General features: G+C 64.9%; 21 protein-coding genes. 8 read left to right on the top strand and 13 right to left on the bottom strand.

The window, feature by feature from the left end; genetic code table 11:
• Positions 1–281 precede the first annotated feature (281 nt).
• On the bottom strand, positions 282–875 hold the full coding sequence (locus tag JWP90_RS09105) for a CGNR zinc finger domain-containing protein (protein WP_297362823.1): 594 nt from the start codon (positions 873–875) through the stop codon (positions 282–284).
• Between the two features lie 84 nt (positions 876–959).
• Here JWP90_RS09105 and JWP90_RS09100 point away from each other — a divergent pair, with 84 nt between their 5' ends.
• Entirely contained in the window at positions 960–1,946 is a 987-nt protein-coding gene (locus JWP90_RS09100) for a DMT family transporter (protein ID WP_297362820.1), read from the top strand.
• Positions 1,947–2,406: 460 nt separating this feature from the next.
• On the opposite strand, the gene guaA is transcribed toward JWP90_RS09100, so the two are convergent.
• The 6 genes from guaA to JWP90_RS09070 all read right to left on the bottom strand — a co-directional run bounded on the left by guaA (position 2,407) and on the right by JWP90_RS09070 (position 9,013).
• Complete coding sequence (gene guaA / locus JWP90_RS09095) at positions 2,407–3,990, bottom strand: glutamine-hydrolyzing GMP synthase (protein WP_297362835.1); 1,584 nt, start codon at positions 3,988–3,990, stop codon at positions 2,407–2,409.
• The gene (locus tag JWP90_RS09090; RefSeq protein WP_297362817.1) at positions 3,986–4,435 is read right to left on the bottom strand and encodes a DUF3817 domain-containing protein; all 450 of its coding nucleotides are present in this window, start codon (positions 4,433–4,435) and stop codon (positions 3,986–3,988) included. Before JWP90_RS09090 ends, guaA begins: the two co-directional genes overlap by 5 nt.
• 4 nt (positions 4,436–4,439) lie before the next feature.
• On the bottom strand, positions 4,440–5,246 hold the full coding sequence (locus JWP90_RS09085) for an SURF1 family cytochrome oxidase biogenesis protein (protein WP_297362814.1): 807 nt from the start codon (positions 5,244–5,246) through the stop codon (positions 4,440–4,442).
• Positions 5,247–5,283: 37 nt separating this feature from the next.
• Entirely contained in the window at positions 5,284–6,660 is a 1,377-nt protein-coding gene (locus JWP90_RS09080) for a cation:proton antiporter (RefSeq protein WP_297362811.1), read from the bottom strand.
• Between the two features lie 3 nt (positions 6,661–6,663).
• Entirely contained in the window at positions 6,664–7,194 is a 531-nt protein-coding gene (locus JWP90_RS09075) for a cation:proton antiporter regulatory subunit (RefSeq protein ID WP_297362808.1), read from the bottom strand.
• Positions 7,195–7,282: 88 nt separating this feature from the next.
• Positions 7,283–9,013, bottom strand: coding sequence for a glycerol-3-phosphate dehydrogenase/oxidase (locus JWP90_RS09070; protein ID WP_297362806.1), 1,731 nt, complete (start codon positions 9,011–9,013; stop codon positions 7,283–7,285).
• A 504-nt stretch (positions 9,014–9,517) separates the two neighbouring features.
• Here JWP90_RS09070 and JWP90_RS13195 point away from each other — a divergent pair.
• Positions 9,518–9,739: a hypothetical protein gene (locus tag JWP90_RS13195; RefSeq protein ID WP_367182702.1), complete on the top strand. Its 222-nt coding sequence runs from the start codon at positions 9,518–9,520 to the stop codon at positions 9,737–9,739.
• 172 nt (positions 9,740–9,911) lie between these two features.
• Here the strand turns inward: JWP90_RS13195 and JWP90_RS09060 are convergent, their stop codons facing one another.
• Together JWP90_RS09060 and guaB are read right to left on the bottom strand one after the other, a co-directional pair.
• On the bottom strand, positions 9,912–11,030 hold the full coding sequence (locus JWP90_RS09060; protein ID WP_297362832.1) for a GuaB3 family IMP dehydrogenase-related protein: 1,119 nt from the start codon (positions 11,028–11,030) through the stop codon (positions 9,912–9,914).
• 282 nt (positions 11,031–11,312) lie between these two features.
• A complete protein-coding gene (gene guaB / locus JWP90_RS09055) occupies positions 11,313–12,815 on the bottom strand; it encodes an IMP dehydrogenase (RefSeq protein ID WP_297362803.1) in 1,503 nt (500 codons plus the stop codon).
• A gap of 340 nt (positions 12,816–13,155) precedes the next feature.
• Here guaB and JWP90_RS09050 point away from each other — a divergent pair, with 340 nt between their 5' ends.
• The 4 genes from JWP90_RS09050 to JWP90_RS09035 are packed head-to-tail and all read left to right on the top strand — an operon-like array spanning position 13,156 to position 17,112.
• On the top strand, positions 13,156–14,385 hold the full coding sequence (locus JWP90_RS09050) for a branched-chain amino acid ABC transporter permease (protein ID WP_297362829.1): 1,230 nt from the start codon (positions 13,156–13,158) through the stop codon (positions 14,383–14,385).
• A gap of 9 nt (positions 14,386–14,394) precedes the next feature.
• Positions 14,395–15,378 (top strand): branched-chain amino acid ABC transporter permease, encoded by a 984-nt coding sequence (locus JWP90_RS09045; protein ID WP_297362800.1) that lies wholly within the window; start codon positions 14,395–14,397, stop codon positions 15,376–15,378.
• The gene (locus JWP90_RS09040; protein WP_297362798.1) at positions 15,365–16,363 is read left to right on the top strand and encodes an ABC transporter ATP-binding protein; all 999 of its coding nucleotides are present in this window, start codon (positions 15,365–15,367) and stop codon (positions 16,361–16,363) included. The genes JWP90_RS09045 and JWP90_RS09040 overlap by 14 nt, the downstream gene beginning before the upstream one ends.
• Positions 16,360–17,112, top strand: a complete 753-nt coding sequence (locus tag JWP90_RS09035; RefSeq protein ID WP_297362797.1) for an ABC transporter ATP-binding protein — start codon at positions 16,360–16,362, stop codon at positions 17,110–17,112. Before JWP90_RS09040 ends, JWP90_RS09035 begins: the two co-directional genes overlap by 4 nt.
• 124 nt (positions 17,113–17,236) lie before the next feature.
• Here the strand turns inward: JWP90_RS09035 and JWP90_RS09030 are convergent, their stop codons facing one another.
• The 3 genes from JWP90_RS09030 to groES form a co-directional block, all read right to left on the bottom strand.
• Positions 17,237–18,520: an ABC transporter substrate-binding protein gene (locus tag JWP90_RS09030; protein ID WP_297362794.1), complete on the bottom strand. Its 1,284-nt coding sequence runs from the start codon at positions 18,518–18,520 to the stop codon at positions 17,237–17,239.
• Positions 18,521–18,668: 148 nt separating this feature from the next.
• Positions 18,669–19,667, bottom strand: coding sequence for an EamA family transporter RarD (gene rarD / locus JWP90_RS09025; RefSeq protein ID WP_297362791.1), 999 nt, complete (start codon positions 19,665–19,667; stop codon positions 18,669–18,671).
• A gap of 97 nt (positions 19,668–19,764) precedes the next feature.
• On the bottom strand, positions 19,765–20,061 hold the full coding sequence (gene groES, locus JWP90_RS09020; protein ID WP_297362788.1) for a co-chaperone GroES: 297 nt from the start codon (positions 20,059–20,061) through the stop codon (positions 19,765–19,767).
• 146 nt (positions 20,062–20,207) lie between these two features.
• On the opposite strand from groES, the gene JWP90_RS09015 reads away from it, so the two are divergent.
• Both JWP90_RS09015 and JWP90_RS09010 read left to right on the top strand, forming a co-directional pair.
• Complete coding sequence (locus JWP90_RS09015; protein WP_297362785.1) at positions 20,208–21,395, top strand: class I SAM-dependent methyltransferase; 1,188 nt, start codon at positions 20,208–20,210, stop codon at positions 21,393–21,395.
• Positions 21,396–21,504: 109 nt separating this feature from the next.
• Positions 21,505–21,978 carry an SRPBCC family protein gene (locus JWP90_RS09010; protein ID WP_297362782.1) on the top strand — a complete coding sequence of 158 codons (474 nt, stop codon included), beginning with the start codon at positions 21,505–21,507 and terminating at the stop codon, positions 21,976–21,978.
• A 14-nt stretch (positions 21,979–21,992) separates the two neighbouring features.
• Here the strand turns inward: JWP90_RS09010 and JWP90_RS09005 are convergent, their stop codons facing one another.
• Complete coding sequence (locus JWP90_RS09005; RefSeq protein ID WP_297362779.1) at positions 21,993–22,808, bottom strand: nitroreductase family protein; 816 nt, start codon at positions 22,806–22,808, stop codon at positions 21,993–21,995.
• Positions 22,809–22,811 lie beyond the last annotated feature (3 nt).

Here is a 22,811-nt window from a genome sequence, read left to right as displayed (position 1 = left end):
CGGTGCGGCGGGGGTTTTCTTTTCTCCGTTGTTCAGGGAAACAGGATCGCCCATGAAGTCCCGAACCCATCCGCCCCGCATCGACGTTCTTCGTACCGGAGTTCCGCGCCGTTCACGCCTGGAGGGCATTGCCGGCGTGGAGGGCTTTGCCGGCGCGACCGTCAACGAGGCTTAGGTTGCCGACCTCGCTCAGTTCTTCGCCCTGCAGCCCTGCAGCATCGTTGAGCGCTGAGGTCTGAAAGGTTCACAAGGGGCCACGATGCGAGCTGGCTGGGTCGCCGTCACCTCTCAGAGATTTCCTGAGTTGAGGCTGCCGCCTTTCTCGACGCTGCGCTTCGAGCCCGATACGCGGCCACATTGGCCCGGTTGCCGCAGTTGCCGACGTCGCAGTACCGGCGGGAACGGTTGCGCGACAAATCGACGACGACGGCAGTGCAGTCCTCGGCGGCGCACTCGTGCAGCCGCGACAGCTCGTCGGAACGAACGAGGTCCATAACAGCCATCGCCGCTTCGACCTGCGCCCGCTGCGCGACGGGTGCGGTCGCGGACGTTGCGTGCAGGTGCCAGTTCCAGTGGTCGTGTCTCACGAGCTGGGGCAACGCCTCGGCCTCACGAAGGAGCTCGTTGACCAGCTGCACCACAGCGCCCTCGTCGCCGGTCCACAACTTGCGGAGCCGGGGTCGCAACGCCCGCATCTCGGCCAGCTCCGGGGCATCCCCCGTCCGTGATCCGGTGAACTCGAACCGGTCGAGAAACGCGGCGAGGTGCTCCGGGGTCACGAGCTCGTCTGTACCGCTGTTGGACGCACCGGGGAGCGTGTTGATGAGCGCGGCGGTGGTGGCGAGCGACACTTCAGTGTCATGTGCAAAAAGCATGTTGACTCCTGACACCCTTCGGGTCTACGGTCATGATCATAACCCTTTTTGCTCCTTACAGAGCACTCCGAGGCGGAGTTCACCATGACAACGCAAACCATCCTGACGGATGCCGTCCGGCCTGCCTCGCGCGCTCAGGCGGCCGGGATCGCCGTCGCCCTGCTCTCCGCGCTGATGTTCGCCCTGAGCGGCCCGTTCGCCAAGTCGCTCATGGATTCGGGCTGGTCACCTGGAGCTGCCGTCCTCCTCCGGGTCGGTGGAGCGGCGTTGATCCTTCTCGTTCCCACCCTCCTTGCGATGCGCGGCCGATGGGGCACCCTGCGCAGAAGCAGCAAGGTCATCGTCCTGTACGGGATCGTGGCGATCACCGGCGCCCAGGTCGGGTTCTTCAACGCCGTGTCCTACATGTCGGTCGGCGTGGCGCTCCTCATCGAGTATCTGGCGCCTGTGCTGCTGGTGCTCCTGGTCTGGGCCCGCACCCGGCGTCGCCCGGGAGCACTCACGATTCTCGGCACTGTTGTGGCGATCCTCGGCATGGTCTGCGTGCTCGACCTCACCGGTGCGCAGACGGTGCATCCGCTCGGCGTCGCGTGGGCGCTGCTCGCGGCGGTGTCGCTGGCCACGTACTTCGTGCTCGGGACCCGGGTCAGCGATGACCTTCCCCCGCTCGTGCTCGCCGGGGGCGGCCTCGTCGTCGGAACCGTCACGGTCGCTCTGTGCGGTGCGACCGGTCTCCTCCCGATGACGTTCTCGACATCCGATGTGACGATGCTCGGCGTTCAACTCTCCTGGCTGGTACCGATCCTCGCCCTGGCGCTGATCTCGACAGCGGCGGCGTACGTCACAGGCATTGTCGCGACGGCCCGGCTGGGCACGCGGCTGGCGTCGTTCGTCGGACTCTCGGAGGTCGTGTTCGCCGTACTCGCCTCATGGCTGCTGCTTGCCGAGCTCCCCGGGCTCCTCCAGCTCCTCGGAGGCGTCGGCATCCTCGCGGGTGTCATTCTCGTGCGCTCTGACAGATACGCCCTCGGCCTCACCCCGCCCAGGCGCAGAAGAAAGGCAGCAGGCTAGAGAGGCCGGGGCGGATCCGCCACGCCCGACGCGGATGCCTCTTCACGCGTTACGGGCCCACTCACCCGGTGCGCCGCGTGTACCCGTCCGGATCGGGTGAATTCGTGAGCGCGGGTGCGGCAGCCCCATTCGACGCGCCAGGCACCTATTTTCGGTTTCGGTGCCGTCCCGCGATCCGCAAGGTGTGGCGAGATTCCGGTGACGCAGCGGTGGTCCGAGCCAGCCGCCGTTTTCCTTACCCCGCGTCGGTTACTCGAACCATAATCAGGAGATCGAACGTTTAACAGGACAGAATCAGCGAAACGGTCCTGATAACCGTGCGATCTCCTTCATAACGTGCGCTGCGCAGCGGGTGGCGGATGCGTTCTCGCTCATCGCCTGAGCTGAAGAGCAAACCGGCTCCCCCTCGTCAAACGCAAAAGGACCGGCTCAGCTGAACCGGTCCTTTTGCTGCAAATCCTTACTCCCACTCGATCGTCCCCGGCGGCTTGGACGTCACGTCCAGTACGACCCGGTTGACGCCTTCCACCTCGTTGGTGATCCGGTTCGAGATCTTCGCGAGCACGTCGTACGGCAGCCGGGTCCAGTCCGCGGTCATCGCGTCTTCGGAGCTGACCGGGCGGAGGACGATCGGATGCCCGTAGGTGCGTCCGTCTCCCTGGACGCCGACCGAGCGGACGTCGGCGAGCAGCACGACCGGGCACTGCCAGATTTCGCTGTCGAGGCCGGCGGCCGACAGCTCGAAGCGGGCGATGGCATCCGCTTTGCGAAGCAGTTCCAGACGCTCGGCGGTGACCTCACCGACGATGCGGATGCCGAGGCCTGGGCCGGGGAACGGCTGGCGGCCGACGATGACCTCGGGCAGCCCGAGTTCGCGGCCGATGGCGCGCACTTCGTCCTTGAACAACGTGCGGAGTGGTTCGACGAGTTCGAAGGTGAGGTCGTCAGGCAGACCGCCGACGTTGTGGTGGCTCTTGATGTTCGCGGTGCCTGTGCCACCGCCGGATTCCACGACGTCGGGGTACAGGGTTCCCTGCACGAGGAACGCGATCGGGTCGCCGTCGTCTTCGAGCGACTCGGCGATGAGATCGGCTTGTGCCTTCTCGAAGGTGCGGATGAATTCGCGCCCGATGATCTTGCGCTTCGTCTCAGGGTCGCTCACGCCGGCGAGCGCGTTGAGGAACTGTTCGCGAGCGTCGACGGTGATCAGGCGCACACCGGTCGCGGCGACGTAGTCCTCTTCGACCTGGCGGCGCTCGTCCTGGCGGAGGAGCCCGTGGTCGACGAAGACGCAGACCAGCTGGTCACCGACGGCTTCGTGGACGAGGGCGGCAGCGACGGCGGAGTCGACACCGCCGGAGAGACCACAGATGACCTTGCCGGTGCCGATCTGGGCGCGGATGCGGTCGACCTGCTCGGCGATGACGTTGCCTGGGTTCCAGTCCGACGGGATCCCTGCGGCATTGTGAAGGAAGTTCTCGAGCACGTTCTGGCCGTACGCGGAGTGCTTCACTTCGGGGTGCCACTGCACGCCGTAGAGGCGGCGTTCGTCATTTCCGAAAGCGGCGACGGGGGTGGATGCCGTCGAGGCGAGAACGGTGAAGCCCTCGGGCGCCTGGGCGACCGAGTCGCCGTGGCTCATCCACACCGTCTGGTCGGTTGGCTGCCCGCCGAGGAGGACTCCGCCATCCGTCGACAGGGCGGCATCGGTGGATCCGTATTCGCGCAGGCCGGTGTTGGCCACCTCGCCGCCGAGCGCCCGCGCCATGACCTGGAAGCCGTAACAGATGCCGAGCGTGGGGACGTCGAGGTCGAAGATCGCGGAGTCGAGCGCCGGTGCGCCGTCTTCGTACACGCTCGACGGCCCGCCGGAAAGCACGATGCCGACCGGGTTCTTCTCGGCCACCTCAGCGGCACTGATCGAGTGCGGGACGATTTCGGAGTAGACCCCCGCCTCGCGCACGCGTCGTGCAATGAGCTGGGCGTACTGTGCGCCGAAGTCGACGACGAGAACGGGGCGCGCGCTGGTGGCCTGCTCGCTAATGGGATGCCTCCACTGATTCGGGGGTGAGGTCGGCGGTTGCCGCGCGAGAGGCGAGGTACGCCTTCACCTCACGGACGACGCGCACTTCGAGGAAGAAGGAAAGGAAGGGGATGATGCCGCCGAGGGCGATGAGAAGGAACCTCGGGAACGACCAGCGCATGAGGCTCCAGATCCGGAAGTCGGCGAAGAGGTACACGACGTAGCCCCAGCCGTGGATCATGAGGATGCCAAGCGAGAGGTTGATCGCCTGGAGGCTGTCACTCGGCACGAAGGCGAGGAACCCGTACGCGCCGCCCAGTTCCAGCTCGAGACCGAAGGCGTACTTGAAGATCATCTCGGCGCACAGGAGCAGCAGCAGCGTACCGGTGACGATGGAGGAGACCTTGTAGAACGTCAGCGCGGCGGGGATGCGCGGAAGATCTCTCTCTCGAGGTTGGAGGGGCATGGGTCTATTCTACCCGCCCGGCTCCGATGCGGAGCCCGGAACCCGCGAGCTCCCGCTCCTCGTGTTCGCGTTCCCAGGAGTCCTTCACCAGGCGGTACCAGAGGAAGATGGCGAAGCCTGCGAACAGGGCCCATTCGATGGCATAGAAGATGTTGAGCCAGTTGACGGTGGTCTCCTCCTCCACCGCGGGAGCGTCGATCGTCGTCAACGGATCCGGGGCGTCCCCGGCCACGATGTAGCCGTTGTAGATCGGGCGCTCCGCCATGTCCGGCCAGATGTTGACGAGGGCGGCGACGGACATCGTGCTCAGCTCGAATGGGTCCTCCCCCTCATCCGGGACCTCCGGGCCCTGCGAGGCATTGAGACGGCCGGTGACCTCGACGACGGATGTGCCGGGGTCGGCATTGAGTTCCGCCGCGACCCTTTCCACTGTTTTCCGGTCTTCCGACCAGCCGAGGGCGACGGCGACGGCTGGGTCGTCCCGGTCGTCCCCGGTGGAGAGGTGCCCTGCCACCCAGTAGCCGGTGACGCCGAGATTCACCCGCTCGGTGATGACGAGGAAGTCACCTGCGACCCACGTGCCTTGGACATCGACGAGCTGCCCGACGACCACGTCGCGGAGCGGTTCGCCCGGCGTCGCGACCGTTTGCAGGTCGACGACGGATTCGGTCGGTTTCGCGACGGTCTCGGACGAGATCACGGCACGTGAGAGTTGCCATTGCCCAAGCCAGGCGAACGCGCCCGCGACGAGGAGGGCGAGCAGGAGCATCGCGATCCATCGCGGCTGGAGCATCGTGCGAGCAAGGGTCATCTGTGGGGTGGCGCCCGTGTCCGGGGTCCTGGTGCTGCTAGTAATCGTCGTCTCGCTTCGTTGTTCGCTCTGCTGCATGTTCTGGCTGGCTGCCCGCCTGTTCGACGATCCGGTCGACGGCCCGGGCCGTGTCGGTGCTGCCCTCGTCGGAGGTCGCCGCTTCGACGAGCGCGATCTGCTCCTCGAGGAGCGGATTGCGGGCCCGCGGCTTGACCGGCACCTTCTTGGTGTGGAGCAGCGCGGCTCCGATCCGTTCGGAATTCGACGCGAGCAGGGGTCCCATCACACTCATCAGCAGCACATACAGTCCGGCGAAGGGCTGCAGGCGCTCGTCGAGCCCCGCCGTGAGCGCGAGGATGGCGAGGATGAGCGCGAACTCTCCGCGGTTCATCAGGATCGCTGCGGCGTTGATACCCGCCTGGGTGCTGAAGCCATAGAGCCTGACCATGAACTGCCCGGCGACGACGTTGAGGACGAGCGTGAGCAGAACAGCGAAGACGACCGGCCAGACGACCTGAGGGAACTGGCTGGGGTCGAGGGTCAGCCCGAAGTTGAGGAAGAAGAACGCTCCGAAGACGTCGCGGAGCGGAACCGCGACGTGTTCGATTTTCGCGCTGTACCGGGTTGCGCCGAGAACGAGCCCGATGAGGAAGGCACCGATGGCGTCGCTGACCCCGAGGACTTCGCCGAGTCCACCGAACAGCACCGCGAGCCCGAAGAACAGGATGGTGAAGAGCTCGTCGTCCTTGGTGCGGAAGAGCCGGCTGACATAGGCTCCGCCCCAGCGCGCGACGCTGAACATCACCACGAGGAAGGTGAACGCGATGGCGAGTTTGCCGACGACCAGCCAGGGGTCGGATTCGCCGCTGAGGACAACAGATACGATCGCCAGGTAGATGGCGAGGAAGATGTCCTGCACGACCGTGACACCGAGGATCATCGGTGTCTCCCGGTTGGCCAGCCGGTTGAGTTCGATCAGCAGTTTCGTGACGATCGCGCTGGACGAGGTCCCGATGATGCCCGCAACGATGAGTGCTTCCCTGGTACCCCAGCCGAGAAAGAATCCGAAAATCAGACCGGCACCCATGAGCAGCACGAGGTAGGAACCGCCCGAGATGAGCAGCTTGCCCGCATTGCCGAAGAACTCGTCCTGGTCGAACTCGAGACCGAGGTTGAACAGGAGCAGGATCAGACCGAAGACGGCGATCAGTTCGATGTACGCGCTCTCGAAGTTGAGGGGAAACCAGCCGTTGTTCGGGCTCGCGAGAAACCCGACGATCATGTAGATCGGGATCGCCGGAAGCCCGATGAGTTTGCCGAGTCGGCCGAAGATATAAGCGACGACAAGCAGGGTTCCGAGAACGATGAGGTCCGTTCCCAGCGTCGAGCCTTCGGCTGCAGCGGCGGCGAACATCGCTTAGCTTCCCGGCGGAGCTTCAGTCGCGCCGGCGAGGCGCGACTCCCCGGTGCGGAAGAAGGCGAACGCTTTGGCGACCTTCTCGGGGCTGCCGGCGACGACAAGGGTGTCGCCGGGGAAGACACGGAAGTCTTTGGACGGTGCGGGGTTGGCTGACTCGCCACGAACAACGGCGACGACGGTGAGGCCGACGATGCCGCGATCGGCGGGATCCCCCAGCGGCTGGCCGGCGATGTGATCCTCGTAGTCGACGCGGAACCAGTCGATCGAGAGACCGGGGATCGCATCGAGCGCCGTCAGCGACTCGGTGATCTGCGTCCCGCCGAGGAGCTCGGCCAGTGTGTGTGCTTCGTCTTCGCTGAGCCGGAGTGACACCTTGCTGGCATCCGAACCGTCTTCATCGTCGGCGAAGGTGATCAGGTCGCTGTGCCCAGAACGGTGAGCGATGACTCCCACCTTGCCACCGTCGTCGGTCACGAACGTATGCAGAACGCCGACTCCTGGGAGCTTGACCCGCCGAACATCGACCATCGCCGGACTCCTCAAAGCTTGGGTGCAGTACGCCAAGTCTAACGGAGCCTGATTGCTCTCCCAGCCGGTAACGCCCGGGAGGCGACGGTCACCTCACAGCCACGATGTCGGGGGCTTCGAGACGGATCCGGTCGGCGGATTCGTCGTCAGGCTGCTCCTGAGAGGCACGCTCGGCCGCGACGCGCTTGAGGTAGGTCGCGATCTCATGCTGGGTCCGTTCCTCATCCCAGCCGAGGACGCCGGCCATGAGGCGCGCGGCGACCGGGGCGGCGGAGACTCCGCGATCCCAGGCCTCGATCGAGATCCGGGTGCGCCGAGCGAGCGCGTCTTCGAGGTGGAGTGCCCCTTCGTGGGAGGCCGCGTAGACAACCTCGGCACCGATGTAGTCGTCGGCGCCCGGAAGCGCGTCGTTCAACTCCGGACGCTCTCGAATCAGGTCGAGCAGTTCATCCGTGAGCACGCCGTAGCGGTTCAGAAGGTGCTCGATCCGGACTTTGTGCACACCGAAGGCGCGGGCGATCTTCCCTCGCTTGTTCCAGGCGGCCTGATATCCCTCAGCGCCGATCAGCGCGATGTTCTCGGTGATCGAGTTGGGGACCCTTCCGTCCAGAGCGTCCGCTGCGGCGTCGATGGCGTCCTTCGCCATGACCCGGTAGGTCGTCCATTTGCCGCCGGCGATGACGACGAGCCCCGGAACCGAGTGGGCGACGAGGTGTTCGCGGGACAGCTTGGATGTCTGGTCTGACTCGCCGGCGAGCAGTGGGCGGAGTCCGGCGTAGACGCCTTCGACATCATCCCTGGTGAGCGGGACGGCAAGCACCTTGTTGACGTGCTCGAGGAGGTAGTCGATGTCGGCCGCCGTCGCAGCGGGGTGCGCCTTGTCAAGGTTCCAGTCGGTGTCTGTTGTGCCGATGATCCAGTGCCTGCCCCACGGGATGACGAACAGCACGCTCTTCTCGGTGCGCAGCAGCAGGCCCATCGTCGACTGGAACCTGTCGCGAGGCACCAGCAGGTGGATGCCTTTCGACGCGCGTACCTTGAACTGGCCGCGTTCCCCGACCATCGCCTGGGTGTCATCGGTCCAGACGCCAGTGGCGTTGACGACCTGCCGCGCGCGAACCTCGAAGCGCTCCCCCGTTTCGAGGTCATGCGCCTTGACGCCGACGACACGCTGGCCGACCTTGAGGAAGCCTTCCACCCGCACCCGACTGGCCGCGTGGGCGCCATAGGAGGATGCGGTACGCACCAGCGAGGCCACATAGCGGGCGTCGTCGACCTGGGCGTCATAGTAGGTGAGCCCGCCGACGAAAGCGTTGTTCCGCAGCGATGGGATCGACTTCTGCACCTGGCGTTTCGTCAGGTGCCTGTGGTGGGGCACCCCAGGTGAACGGCCGCCGGTGTAGCTGAACAGGTCGTACAGCAGCATGCCTGCGCCGATGTAGAGCCGTTCGAAGACGGGGCGGTTGAGCGGGTAGAGGAACTTCACCGGCTTGACCAGGTGCGGCGCGATGCGCTGAAGCAGGAGCCCCCGCTCGATGAGGGCCTCACGGACCAGCCGGAAGTCCAGTTGCTCCAGGTAGCGGATGCCGCCGTGCACCAGTTTCGACGACCGGCTCGACGTTCCACTGGACCAGTCCCTCGCTTCGAGGATTCCCGTGGAGAGTCCGCGGGTGACGGAGTCAAGGGCACTCCCGGCGCCGACGATTCCGCCACCGACGACCAGCACGTCGAGCTCTTTGGTCTTGAGCGCTTCGATCGCGGCGCTGCGTTCTTCGAGTCCGAGCTTCGTCGAGCGAGAAACGGTGTTGCGATTAGCCATTCTTGCCTCCACCCGGAACCGAACCTGCCGCGACTCCGGGATTCCGCTTGGGGTGGCACCGACAGGCTACGCCACTGCATGTTCTTCGACGCTAACGCACCCGGTCACCTGTCACAACTACCTTGCGCCGGGGGCGGGCGCTCTGACATTCGCGGGAACCGCGATGGACTCGAGGTGCACAACCGTTCCGGCGCGCCCGTGCTCGCCCAGCGCCGAGATCGGGAGCAACGACTTCCAGGAGACGCATCCACAGGAGCTGTTGGGTGAATGCAGTGTCTACTGCGAAATGGCCGGAACTCCCGAACAGACGCCTCGGATCCTTGAATCGGCCACGCGCACGGCGATCGAACGTCGCGGGGTGGCCGTTGTCGTCATCCCCGGCGACATCCTCGAGTCCCGAGCGGTCAAGGCGCGGACGGTGCCGATCCGCCCCACCTCCAGTTCGGTGCTCCCGTCCACTGAAGGACTGCAGAGGCGGCCCGTCCGCTCAACACCGCCGAACGGATCACCGTCCTTGCCTGCGCGGGAGTCGCCGGCGCCGATGCGGGAGTCCTGGCGCTTGCGGACGCGATCGGAGCTCCGATTGTGCACGCGCTGCGCGGCAAGGAGCACATCGAGTACGACAACCCGTTCGATGTCGCGGTGAGCAACTCGGCAGGCGCGCCGCTTTCGATCTCGGGCTGGTCGGCACAGTCCGTGACCTGGCAGCGGTCCTGCTGCCGCTGATCGATCGCAAGACGGATCATCCCGCCGACGATCAGTGCGGAGCAGGCGAAGGGAATTCACCCTCTACACGATCCGCGCCGTCCTGTCGGGGCGTGGAGAAGAACTCCTCGACCTGGCGAACACGAACGTCGTGCGCCGGATGTTCGACTGACCAGCAGCGATGGCGCGGGTGTCAGTGGGAGCGGTACGGAGCGAGGACGACCTCGACCCGCTGGAACTCCTTGATGTCCGAGTAGCCCGTTGTCGCCATCGAACGGCGGAGCGCGCCGACGAGGTTGGCTTTGCCGTCGGCGACGGTCGCTGGGCCGTAGAGGACCTCTTCGAGTGATCCGATCTGACCGACCTCAACCCGGCGGCCGCGGGGCAGCTGGGAGTGGTACGCCTCTGTGCCCCAGTGGTAGCCGCCACCGGGGGCGTCCGTCGCACGGGCAAGCGTCGTGCCGAGCATGACGGCGTCGGCACCGCAGGCGATCGCCTTGACGATGTCACCGGCTGTGCCCAGCCCGCCGTCTGCGATGACGTGCACGTAGCGCCCACCTGACTCGTCCATGTAGTCACGGCGCGCACCGGCGATGTCAGCGACCGCCGTAGCCATCGGCGCGTGGATGCCGAGGGTTGCGCGGGTGGTCGACGCAGCTCCCCCGCCGAAGCCGACGAGAACGCCGGCGGCGCCTGTGCGCATGAGGTGAAGGGCCGCCGTGTAGGTGGCTGCGCCACCGACGATGACAGGAACGTCGAGTTCGTAGATGAACTCCTTGAGGTTCAGCGGTTCCTGGTTCTTCGAGACGTGCTCGGCCGAAACCGTTGTTCCACGGATGACGAACAGATCGACGCCTGCCGCGACGACTGTTTCATAGAGTTCCTGGGTGCGCTGCGGGGAGAGCGCGCCGGCGACGGTGACGCCTGCCGCACGGATCTCGGCGAGGCGCGCTGTGACCAGCTCTGGTTTGATCGGCTCGGAGTAGATCTCCTGCATCCGTGCCGTCGCTTTCGCGTCCGGCAGGCTGCGAATTTCTGCGAGCAGGGGCTCGGGGTCTTCGTACCGTGTCCACAGGCCCTCGAGGTCCAGAACGCCGAGCGCACCGAGTTTGCCCATCATGATGGCGGTCGTCGGCGAGACGACGGAGTCCATCGGAGCGGCGAGGAAGGGGATGTCGAATTGGTAGGCGTCGATGCCCCAGCTGACCGAGACGTCTTCGGGGTCACGGGTTCGACGGGATGGCACAATGGCGATGTCGTCGAAAGCGTACGCGCGGCGTGCGCGCTTGGACGCACCGATCTCAGTTTCCATACTCACCAGACCAGCCTACCGTTTGAGCGTGGAGGGGCCTGCCGAGGGTCTTCAGCGAAGAAAATACCCGCAAGGCGCAGCCGTGCCAAAGGCGCTGAGCGAAGCTCCGCGAAAGGCGGCAGCCCCAACCCAGGCAATCTCGGAAACAAGACTGCGGCCGCCGACCATCCCCGCACCGCAACCCTTCATCATCCACGAACACACCCACCCGTTCCGGTCGAACTCACGCGGCGTAGCGCATGAGTTCGACCGGAACGGGTGAAAAGGTGAGCGCGCCGTGCCTCAGCGGCGGTAGTTCGGCGCCTCGACGACGATCTGCACGTCGTGCGGGTGTGACTCCTTGAGCCCGGCCGGGGTGATCCGAACGAACTTGCCCTTGGACTTGAGCTCGTCGATGGTGCGTGCTCCGACGTAGAACATCGACTGGCGGAGGCCACCGATGAGCTGGTACGCGACGGCTGAGAGCGGCCCACGGTAGGGGACCTGACCTTCGATACCCTCGGGGATGAGCTTGTCGTCGCTGGGGACGTCGTTCTGGAAGTACCGGTCCTTCGAGTACGAGGTCTTCTCACCACGGGTCTGCAGGGCGCCGAGCGACCCCATGCCACGGTACGTCTTGAACTGCTTGCCGTTGACGAAGACGAGCTCCCCCGGGCTCTCATCGCAACCGGCGAGGAGCGAGCCGAGCATGACCGTGTCCGCGCCGGCGACGAGCGCCTTTGCGATGTCTCCTGAGTACTGCAGTCCACCGTCGGCGATGACCGGCACCCCGTATTCGCGCGCTGCGAGCGAGGCCTCGTAGACCGCGGTGATCTGGGGCACGCCGACTCCCGCGACGACGCGCGTGGTGCAGATGGAGCCGGGGCCGACTCCCACCTTGACGGCGTCAGCACCGGCTTCGGCGAGCGCCTTCGCACCGGAACGGGTTGCGACGTTGCCGCCGATCACGTCGACACCGGCGAACGCCTTGTCAGCCTTGATCTTGCGGAGGATGTCGAGCACACCAGCCGAGTCGCCGTTCGCGGTGTCGACGACGAGAACGTCCACACCGGCGTCGACCAGCGCACCTGCACGCTGCCAGGCGTCGCCGAAGAAGCCGATGGCTGCGCCGACACGGAGGCGGCCTTCGTCGTCCTTGGTGGCGTTCGGGTACTTCTCGCTCTTATCGAAGTCCTTGACCGTGATGAGACCCTTGAGCTTGCCTGCCGGGTCGACGAGAGGAAGTTTCTCGATCCGGTGCTGGGCGAGGATCGCGATCGCGTCGTCCGGGTCGATACCGACCGGCGCGGTGATGAGGGGCATCCGCGTCATGACGTCGCGGACGGCCGTCGTCGCCTTCTCGAACGGGGCGACGAAGCGCATGTCGCGGTTGGTGATGATGCCGACGAGGATGCCCTCGCCGTCGATCACGGGGAGGCCTGAGACGCGGAACGTCCCGCAGAGCGCGTCGACTTCGGCCACCGTGGCATCCGCCGTCGTGGTCACCGGATTCGTGATCATCCCGGACTCGCTGCGCTTGACGAGGTCGACGTGTTCGGCCTGCTCGCCGATGGACAGGTTCCTGTGCAGCACGCCGAGCCCGCCCTGGCGGGCCATGGCTATGGCCATGCGCGATTCGGTGACGGTGTCCATGGCGCTGGACAGCAACGGTGTCGCGACCGTGATGCGTTTGGTCAGTCGCGAGAAGGTCTCAGCCTCGCTCGGGATGACGTCGGTGTGGCCGGGCAACAGCAGGACGTCGTCATAGGTCAGTCCGACAAAGCCGAACGGGTCTGAGGTTTCCATTGCTTCCCTTCACGGTGGAGTACCGGCGTCATGGGGCGAATGCCTAGAAAACACTGAGCACGGGGACCGGTAGTTAATGCTAACCGCAGAAAGGTAACGATTATGCCCGGGACCTGTGCACTTTGAGGTGAGGAATACCCACGTTCGAAACATCTAGGTCATAATCGGGTCGTATCGTCAAACAGAGCCGTTTGGCGAAAAGTTGCGTAGAGACCTGGTGGTCCCTGCCCGAGGGGCCTGGCGGTCCCGCACTGGAGGTGCAGTGAGTTCCCCTCATTTCGTCCGAGCCCCGCGCCGCACGCGCACGATCCTGCTGTTCCTCGCTCTTTTGTTCGGAGCGCTGATACTGCAGTCAACGTCAGCGGCACCCGCTCAGGCCGATGAGGTCGGCACCGAGTACGACTTCTACTTCGCCGGGAACGTCAAATATGAGAGCAAACCTCTCGAGGACGTGACCATCAGCGTCGAGGGCAACGGCTACAACGCCGAAGTCGAAACGGATGCCGAAGGAAAGTGGAAGATCGGCGTGCCTGAGAAGGGCACATACACCGTGACTCTCGACGAGGAGACTCTTCCCAAGGGCGTCATCGTCGCTGAGGGGTCCGCTTCGGTCGAGTCAGAGATCGCGCTGACGAACTCGAAGATCGTCAACTACTTCCTCGGTGAGGGTGTGCGGGTGACGACAAGCTTTTTCGACCAGCTGGTTGAGCGCACGGTCAACGGGCTGAACTTTGGGCTCCTGCTCGCACTGGCCGCTGTCGGCGCCTCCCTCGTCTTCGGAACAACAGGGCTCTCCAACTTCGCACACGGTGAGATGGTGACCTTCGGCGCGGTGATGGCGCTGCTGTTCGTGAACCTCGAGGTCCCGCTCTGGGCGGCATTGCCCGTCGCCGTGGTGATGAGCGGGGTGTTCGGCTACGTACTGGATACCGGGCTGTGGAGACCTCTGCGACGCAGGGGCATCGGCATCGTCCAGGTGATGATCGTCTCCATCGGCCTCTCCCTCCTCATCCGGTACCTGTTCCTCTACTTCATCGGCGGAGGCACCTACCAGTTGCCCGGCGCCGGCGAGGCCGGGATCAAGCTGTTCGGCTCGGTCACACTCTCGATCACAGACATGATCAGCATGGCGACATCCGCCGTCGTCCTGCTCGGGGTCGCCTGGTGGCTCGTCAAGACCCGCACCGGCAAGGCGACCCGGGCGATCTCAGACAACCCATCGCTCGCGGCGGCCAGCGGAATCGACGTGGACCGGGTGGTGCGCATCGTCTGGATCCTGGCCGGCGCGCTCGCCGGCCTCGCGGGCATCCTCTGGGCGTACTTCCGCCCGGGCATCAAATGGGACATGGGAACCCAGATCCTGCTGCTCGTCTTCGGCGCCATCGTGCTCGGTGGCCTCGGCACGGCGTTCGGTGCGCTGCTGGGTTCCATCATCGTCGGGCTCCTCGTCGAACTCTCGACCCTGTGGATCCCGTCCGACATCAAATACGTGGGGGCGCTCGTCGTGCTCATCGCCGTCCTGCTCGTCAAACCACAGGGCCTTCTGGGCCGCAAAGAGAGAATCGGTTAGGAGGACGCCATGGACTGGGAAGCTATTCTGTCGAACACCGCCTCCTGGCTGATCAGCCCGGAGACCATCGCCTACGCACTGGCCGCCCTCGGACTCGCCGTCCACTTCGGCTACGGTGGGCTGTTGAACTTCGGTATGGCCGGCTTCATGGCGCTCGGCGCCTATGGGTATGCCATCTCCATCCTCACCTTCGGTCTGCCGTGGTGGGCCGGGATCATCGTGGGCATGCTGGCATCCGTCGTCTTCGCCTTCATCCTCGGTATTCCGACGCTGAGACTCCGGGCGGATTACCTCGCCATCGTCACCATCGCGGCTGCTGAGATCGTGCGGCTCTTGTTCACGACGCAGGTGTTCGACGAGGTGACGAACTCTGCAGACGGTCTCGGCAACTACCACGAGGGTTTCCGCGCCGCGAACCCGTTCCCCGAGGGAACATACGGTTTCGGCCCCTGGGAATACAACGCGAACGGCTGGTGGGTCCGGATCTTCGGCATCGGCCTGCTCATCGTCGCCGCGCTTCTGGTGTGGCTGCTCATGCGCAGCCCGTGGGGCCGGGTCCTGAAGGGCATCCGTGAAGACGAGGATGCCGTGCGCGCGCTCGGCAAGAACGTGTTCGCCTACAAGATGCAGGCGCTCATCGTCGGCGGTGTGTTCGGCGCCCTCGGCGGGGTGGTGTTCGCCCTGCCGTCCGCGGTCGTGCCAAGCGTCTACGTGACCAGCCTGACGTTCTTCATCTGGACGATCCTGCTGCTCGGTGGCGCTGCAACGGTCTTCGGCCCGCTGCTCGGCGCTGTCATCTTCTGGGTGATCATGGGATTTTTGTCGAACGTGCTTCCGGCGATGGCATCGAGCGGGCTGCTGCCATTCATGTCGACGACGCAGGCCGCTACCCTCCGCTTCATCCTCGTGGGACTCGCCCTCATGCTGATCGTCATATTCCGACCTCAGGGCATCCTCGGCAACAAGAAGGAGCTGACCTTTGTCAAGCAATAGCGGAGCGCACTCCCCCGTCAAGACCACAGGGCTGCACATCGGCGAGGCTGTTCCCGGCGTTGCCAAGGTCGACCCGATCATCATCGCCGACAACGTGACGCGGACCTTCGGCGGGCTCAAAGCCGTCGACGTTGAGCACGTCGAAATCCCGAGGGGCGCGATCACCGCGCTCATCGGGCCGAACGGCGCAGGCAAGACGACCCTGTTCAACCTGCTGACCGGTTTCGACAAACCGGACACGGGAACGTGGACCTTCGACGGCACGCGCCTCAACGGCGTCCCCGCGTTCAAGGTGGCTCGGATGGGCCAGGTTCGTACCTTCCAGCTGACCAAGGCACTCGGCCTGCTGACCGTGCTCGAGAACATGAAACTCGGGGCGCAGAAGCAGACCGGCGAGAACATGTTCGCCAGCCTGATCAAACCGCTCTGGCGAAAGCAGGAAGGGGAGATCGAGGAACGCGCCATGGAGATCCTCGCGCGGTTCAAGCTCGACACGAAGAAGGATGACTTCGCTGCGAGCCTTTCCGGCGGCCAGCGAAAGCTTCTGGAGATGGCGAGGGCGCTCATGAGTTCGCCGAAGCTCGTCATGCTCGACGAGCCGATGGCTGGCGTGAACCCGGCTCTGACCCAGTCACTGCTTGATCACATCCTGAACCTCAAGAAGGAGGGCATGAGCGTGCTCTTCGTCGAGCACGACATGCACATGGTTCGGCATATCGCCGACTGGGTCATCGTGATGGCCGAAGGCCGGATCGTCGCCGAGGGCGACCCAGAAAGCGTCATGCAGGACGCTGCTGTCATCGACGCCTATCTCGGCAGCCACCAGGACGTCGATCTCGGGGTCGTCACCGGTCGCGTCTCCGGCGAGAACACGGCAGGGGTCGAAGACCTTCTCGCGGATATCGAGGCCGAGGTGGGCCTGACCGATTCGTCGGCGTACATCGCAGACACCAACACGGACACCCAAGAGGAGGACACCAAGTGACCAGCGCCACGCTCGCGCCCGAGACCGTCGTCGAGGTCAAGAACCTCACGGCCGGGTATCTTCCTGGCGTCAACATCCTCAACTCGGCCAACCTGGTCGCCGCCAAAGGCGAGCTGATCGGGATCATCGGCCCGAACGGTGCAGGCAAGTCGACACTGCTCAAGGCGATCTTCGGCCAGGTTCGGGTGCGGGGAGGCGAAATCCGCCTGAACGGTGAGGACATCACCGGGCTCAAAGCGGACAAGCTCGTCGCGCGTGGCGTCGGCTTCGTGCCGCAGACGAACAACGTCTTCCCGAGCCTGACGATCGAAGAGAACCTGCAGATGGGGTTGTTCCAGAACCCGAAAATCTACTCGGAACGGCTCGAATTCGTCACCGGCATCTTCGCCGAACTGGGCAAACGGCTCAAGCAGCGCGCGGGATCACTGTCTGGCGGAGAACGCCAGATGGTCGCCATGTCGCGCGCGCTGATGATGGATCCGCATGTCCTGCTTCTCGACGAGCCGAGCGCCGGGCTCTCCCCCGTGCGTCAGGACGACGCGTTCATCCGGGTCTCTGACATCAACAAGGCCGGCGTGACGACGATCATGGTCGAACAGAACGCACGGCGGTGCCTCCAGATCTGCGACCGCGGCTACGTCCTCGACCAGGGAACGGATGCCTACACCGGCACAGGCCGCGAACTGCTCAACGATGAGAAGGTGATCGGCCTCTACCTCGGCACGCTGGGGCAGGACAACGAGGAGTGACCGGGCCTGCGTGAGAAAGCCCCGCAGACGGCGTCTGCGGGGCTTTTTCGTGCAGTGATGCGCTGTCCAGCCAAACGGTGGCCGCGGGTTTCCCCGCGGCCACCGTTCCGGTTATCCCGGCCTTCTAGTTGATGCGCTCGTAGGTGTTGTCTTCCTTGTACTGGTGGATACCGATGGTCGCCTCGGTCGGGTCACCGTTCTCATCGAAGGTGATCGGTCCGGAGTACCCGTCGTAGTTCACGGCTTCGCCGTCGTTGATGAGTGTCGCGCAGTCCTTGAAGTTCGTGCACGTCTCACCCTTCTCATCCTTCACACCGCCGGAGACACTCTGTAGCTCTGCGGCGATGTCCTTGCCTTCGGTGGCTCCGGCCTGGAGGGCTGCCAGTGCGAGGAGCACGACAGCGTCGTATGACTCAGCCGCGTAGCTGTAGTCCTTCAGTTCATCGTTGCCCTCGTCCTTCCAGAACTCCTGCAGCCGATCGGTGAAGTCGCCGAGTTCATCGGTGTCGAGCCCGGGCAGGGTGCCCTTGGCGCCGGTCAGGGTGCCAGGCGGGAAGGTGTCGGAGTAGTCCGACAGGTTTCCGTCGACGAAGTACAGCTTGTCGACGGGGTAGCCGGACAGCGCAGGAACGATGGTCTTGGTCTCCTCGAACGCGATCAGGGCGATCGCATCCGGGTTCGCAGCCTTCAAGGAGCTGACCTGCGCGTCGAACGTCGTGTCACCAGCGTTGTATGACACTTCCTCGACGACCTCGCCGCCGGCGTTCTCGAAGTTCTCCTTGACGAAGCCGGCAAGCCCGGTTCCGTAGGAGTCGTTGAGGTACAGGATGCCGAGGGTCTCGTTGCCGTCCTCAGCGATCAGGTTGCCGAGAACCTCACCCTGGAGCACGTCGCTGGGTGCCGTTCGCCAGAACAGTCCGTTGTCGTCCCATGTGGTGAAATCGGCCGAGGTGTTCGCCGGAGAGAACTGGATGACGCCTGCCCCGGTGACCTCGTCGATGACGAGCTTCGTCACACCGCTGGATGCGGCGCCGATGATGGCGGAGACGCCTTCACCCAGAAGGTTCGGGACGGTTGTCGCGAACGCCTTGTTGTCGGGGTCGCCGGAGTCGCCGTAGGTGACATCCACGGTGATGCCAAGGTCGGCGTCGTTGATCTCCTTGACCGCAAGTCCGACAGCTGCTTCTTCGGGCGGGCCGAGGAATGCCAGCTGTCCGGTCTGCGGCAGGAGCGTTCCCACCTTCAGGGTCAGGTCGCCTGCCGGCTTCTCATTGTTGCCGCCATCGCCACCGCCGGGGCTTGAGCATCCGGTGAGAACCAGCGCGCCGGCTCCCAGGAAGGCAAGCCCACTCAACGTGGCTGTGCGGGTGCGTGAGCGGGAGGCCGTAGCCCGGGTGAAAACGCCCATGTTGCTCCTTGCTGTCGTGTCCAATCGACAGCGCTGAGGTGCTGTCGTTGTGCCAACCTATTCGAGCAATCGTCAGGGAACAATACAAAGTCGTTACATCCATGTAACGGCGGGCGCAATCGTTACAGTTCGTGCCGCTTTCACGCGGTCAGAGGCGTGTTTCGGACGTTTTGTTGCGCTGGAGCACCGATCGGCGCGCACCGACCGCCATGTCGACGGTGAGGACGATGAGCGCGATCCAGACCAGCCCGAAGCCGATCCACCGTTCGAGGGGCATCTCCTCATGGAGGACGAGCACTCCAACCAGGAACTGGATCACCGGGGCGAAGAACTGGATGAATCCCATCCAGACGAGCGGCAGCCGACGCGCGGCGGCGGCGAAGAAGAGGAGCGGAACGGCGGTGATGACGCCGGTGCCGGCGAGAAGGGCCGTGTGCGCCGGGCTCACCGTCCCGATCGTCAGCCCGCTGCTCACCCCGACGACGAGAAGCTGGACAACCGCGACAGGAAGCAGCCAGGTGGTCTCCAGTGTGAGGCCGGCGATGGCATCCACCCTCGGTCCGACGCGTTTCTTGATGTAGCCGTACAGGCCGAACGAAAAGGCGAGGGTCAGGGCGATCCATGGGACCCCGCTGTCGCCGACCGCCAGGACGAGCACGGCGAGAATGCTGATTCCGACGGAGATCCACTGGATGAGCCGTAAACGTTCGCGGAGAACGAACACCCCGAGGAACACCGTGACGATCGGGTTGATGAAATAGCCCAGCGAGGCCTCGACCACCTGGCCGCTGAGGACGCCGTAGACGTAGGTCTGCCAGTTGACGAAGATGAGTGCTCCGGCGAGCGCCATCGTGAGGCTGATTCTCGGCGTGACGAGCAGTTTCGCGAACGGTTTCCAGGTCCTCGTCACGCCAAGCAGCAGTGCGCAAAAGATGAGGGAGAAGATCACCCGGACGGCGACGAGCTCGAACGGCCCTGTCGGCGCGAGCAGAAGGAAGTAGAGCGGCAGCGTACCCCAGAGGACGTAGGCGGTCACCGCGGAGGCGAGGCCTGAGCGGTTCAGCCGGTCCTGGGGCCCGCCGGCCGGGCTGGCGACCGTTCCGCCGGCGACGACGTCGATATCGGCGGGATCGGACGCGGAGGGCATCCCTCGATGCTACTCGCGCCCGATCCCGATTCCGCCGCTTAACCGACGAATCCCGGATGGCTTCCGCCATCCGGGATTCGTCCGAGTGCGATGCGTGTTAGCGAACCACCACGGCGAGCACGTCGCGGGCCGAGAGGACCAGGTAGTCCTGGCCGTCGAACTTCACTTCGGTTCCGCCGTACTTGGAGTAGATGACCTTGTCGCCGACGGCGACATCGAGCGGAACGCGGTTGCCGTTGTCGTCGACGCGGCCGGGACCGACGGCTTCGACGACGCCCTCCTGGGGCTTCTCCTTGGCGGTGTCAGGGATAACAAGACCGGAAGCAGTTGTCTGCTCGGCATCGACCTGCTTGATGACGATGCGATCCTCGAGCGGCTTGATGGAGACCGACACGGTTGACCTCTTTCTGAAACTAAAGCTATGAGTTAGCACCCTCACATCGAGAGTGCTAACGCCAGTCTAGGGATCCGTTGGCACTCTCGCAACGTGAGTGCCAACGACCGCCGGAATTCCTCCGTTGCGGTTGGTAGGTTTGCGGGATGGAAAGAGCCGAGCTTGTCGAATTGCTGACGCCGGAGGGCCTGACCCTGCTCGACGAGGTGGCAGGAGCGGATGCCGGTGGGGACGTGGTCGCTACCGTGACGCGGTTGCGCGCGGCCGGCCACTCCCCCACCCTCGTGGCCACAGTGCTGACCCAGGCCAGGTTGCGGATCAAGGCGCAGTCGAAGTTCGGCACTTTCGCTTCACGGATGCTGTTCACCGAAGCCGGACTCGAGCAGGCCACACGGCTCAGGGTCGCCGCCATGCACTCGGGGCGGTTCGGCGCAGCCGGTTTGACGCGCGTCGCCGATCTGGGCTGCGGTATCGGCGGAGACGCCATGGCACTCGCCGCCCTTGATCTCGAGGTGACCGCTGTCGACGTCGACGAGGTGACGGCGACCGTGGCCAGTTACAACCTCGCGCCGTTCGAGTCAGCCAGGGTGGAGCATGCCTCCGCCGAGGACGTGAACCTCGACCGGTTCGACGCGTTGTATTTCGACCCGGCGAGGCGCACGGCCGGGCATTCGAATACCGCCAGGCTGACCCAGCCCTCTGACTACACGCCGTCTTTGGACTTCGTCTTCGCGTCCGCCGCCTCCAGGCCGACCGGAGTGAAGCTCGGGCCGGGATTCGACCGGTCCCTTCTCCCGGACGATGCCGAAGCGCAGTGGGTCAGTGTCGACTCCCACGTTGTGGAACTCGGCCTGTGGTTCGGCGCGCTCGCCCGCGATGGCATCCGCCGGTCCGCCCTCGTCCTGGACAGCGACGGAAGCCACGAACTTCACGCGGGGGCCGACAGTGAGGATGTCGACGTCGCGCCGCTCGGCGAGTTCCTCTGGGAACCAGACGGAGCCGTCATCCGCGCCCGCCTCATCGGCGACGTCGCCAGGGCGCTTGGCGCGGGCATGCTCAGCGACGGGATCGCCTACCTCACCGGGAACGAGGCAGCGACAAGCCCGTTCGCGAGCGGGTTCCGGGTGCTCGAGCGTTTCCCGCTCGATGAACGCACTCTCAAACGGGAACTGCGCGCGCGCGGGATCGGCACGCTTGAAGTGAAGAAACGTGGCGCAGACATCGACCCCGCCGCCTTCCGCACCCGGATGAACCTCAAGGGCACGAACAGCGCCACCCTCATTCTGACGCGGGTGGCCGGGAAGCATGCCGCGCTGCTCTGCGAACGCCTCTGACCGGCATCCTCCTGGCTTGACACGTGCGGACGGCGAGTCGCAACCCCTCGACACCGAGAGGGCCGACGTGGTGTCCTGAAGACTCACCGAGAAGAGAGAAGGATGCCCCATGGCAACTGTCAAGTCGGATATCGACGTCTCCGTGCCCATTTCCACTGCGTACAACCAGTGGACCCAGTTCGAGTCGTTCCCGCAGTTCCTCAGCGGGGTGGACGAAGTCGTTCAGAGGACGGACACCCTGACGCACTGGAAGGTCTCGATCGCCGGGGTCACCCGTGAGTTCGATGCGGAGATCACTGAGCAGCACCCGGATGAGCGGATCGCGTGGAAAAGCACCGGCGGGGAAGTCCACGCCGGGGTCGTCACATTCCACCGCCTGAGTGATGCAGAGACCCGCATTTCCGTTCAGCTCGACTGGACTCCTCAGGGCATCGTCGAGAAGGCGGGCGCACTCCTGCAGGTCGACGACATCCAGATCGGCAGGGACCTCAAGAAGTTCAAGGAACTGATCGAGTCGAACGGTTTCGAAACCGGCGCCTGGCGCGGCACGGTCGACCGTGAACCAGACGCCACAGGACGCTAGACCCCCGCGACGCCTCAGGCCTTCTCGCCCGCTTCGGCGGGTTCATCCCATCCGGCCTGGGGCGTTGCGCATGTCCCGCGGAAGACATACTGCGACGGCAGCTTCCGCTCGTGGCTCGACCAGTCGATGGCCGGCCGGCGTTGCTCCTCTGGCAGGTAGCCGAGCCGGTACACCGCCATGAGCTCCAGTTCGTCCGGCACCTGCAGGAGGCTCTCGATCTTCGCCCAATTGCCAGGGACTTCCATCGGGAAGGACACGAACTGGATGCCCATGCCCAGTTCCACGGTCGCGAGCCAGACGTTCTCCATGGCTGCACCCATGCTGAAGACCGAGTAGAACGATGACAGCTCCCCCGGCCGGTACTCGGCCCGGTCGAGCATCACCCCGAGCAGCATCGGGGAGCCGGCGACGAGGCGGCGGTTCTCCTCGCCCAGTTTCTGCGGAACCCGCATAGTGTTCATCAGTTTCTGCCCGCGTGCGGTGAAGACCTGGCTCGTGAACGGCCGCAGAGCCGCTGGGAGCCGGTCAAAGAGCATCCCGTCCCTCCGCGTGGCCATCTCCTCGGCGCTGAACCGGAAGTACGGTTTATAGCGCTCGAAGAACGTGCCGTTCGACATCGCCTCGGTCATGCTCTCACCGCTGATCGTGGCGATCTGCTCGATCGTCGACCGGTCTTCGACGATCACGAATCGCCAGGGCTGGCTGTTGAGCTGGGAGGGCGCCCGCCCTGCGAGTTCCATCAGGAGCCGTTGGTGTTCCTCCCGGACCGGGTCAGGCAGGAACGGACCGTTTGTGGTTTTCCGCCGGCGAACGACGTCGACAAATTCCATGCG

Origin of the sequence: Mycetocola sp., assembly GCF_025464835.1 — a bacterium.
Classification (GTDB): Bacteria; Actinomycetota; Actinomycetes; order Actinomycetales; family Microbacteriaceae; genus Mycetocola_A.
The sequence above is the reverse complement of the archived record's forward strand: the minus strand, read 5'-3'. Positions and strand labels throughout refer to the sequence as shown.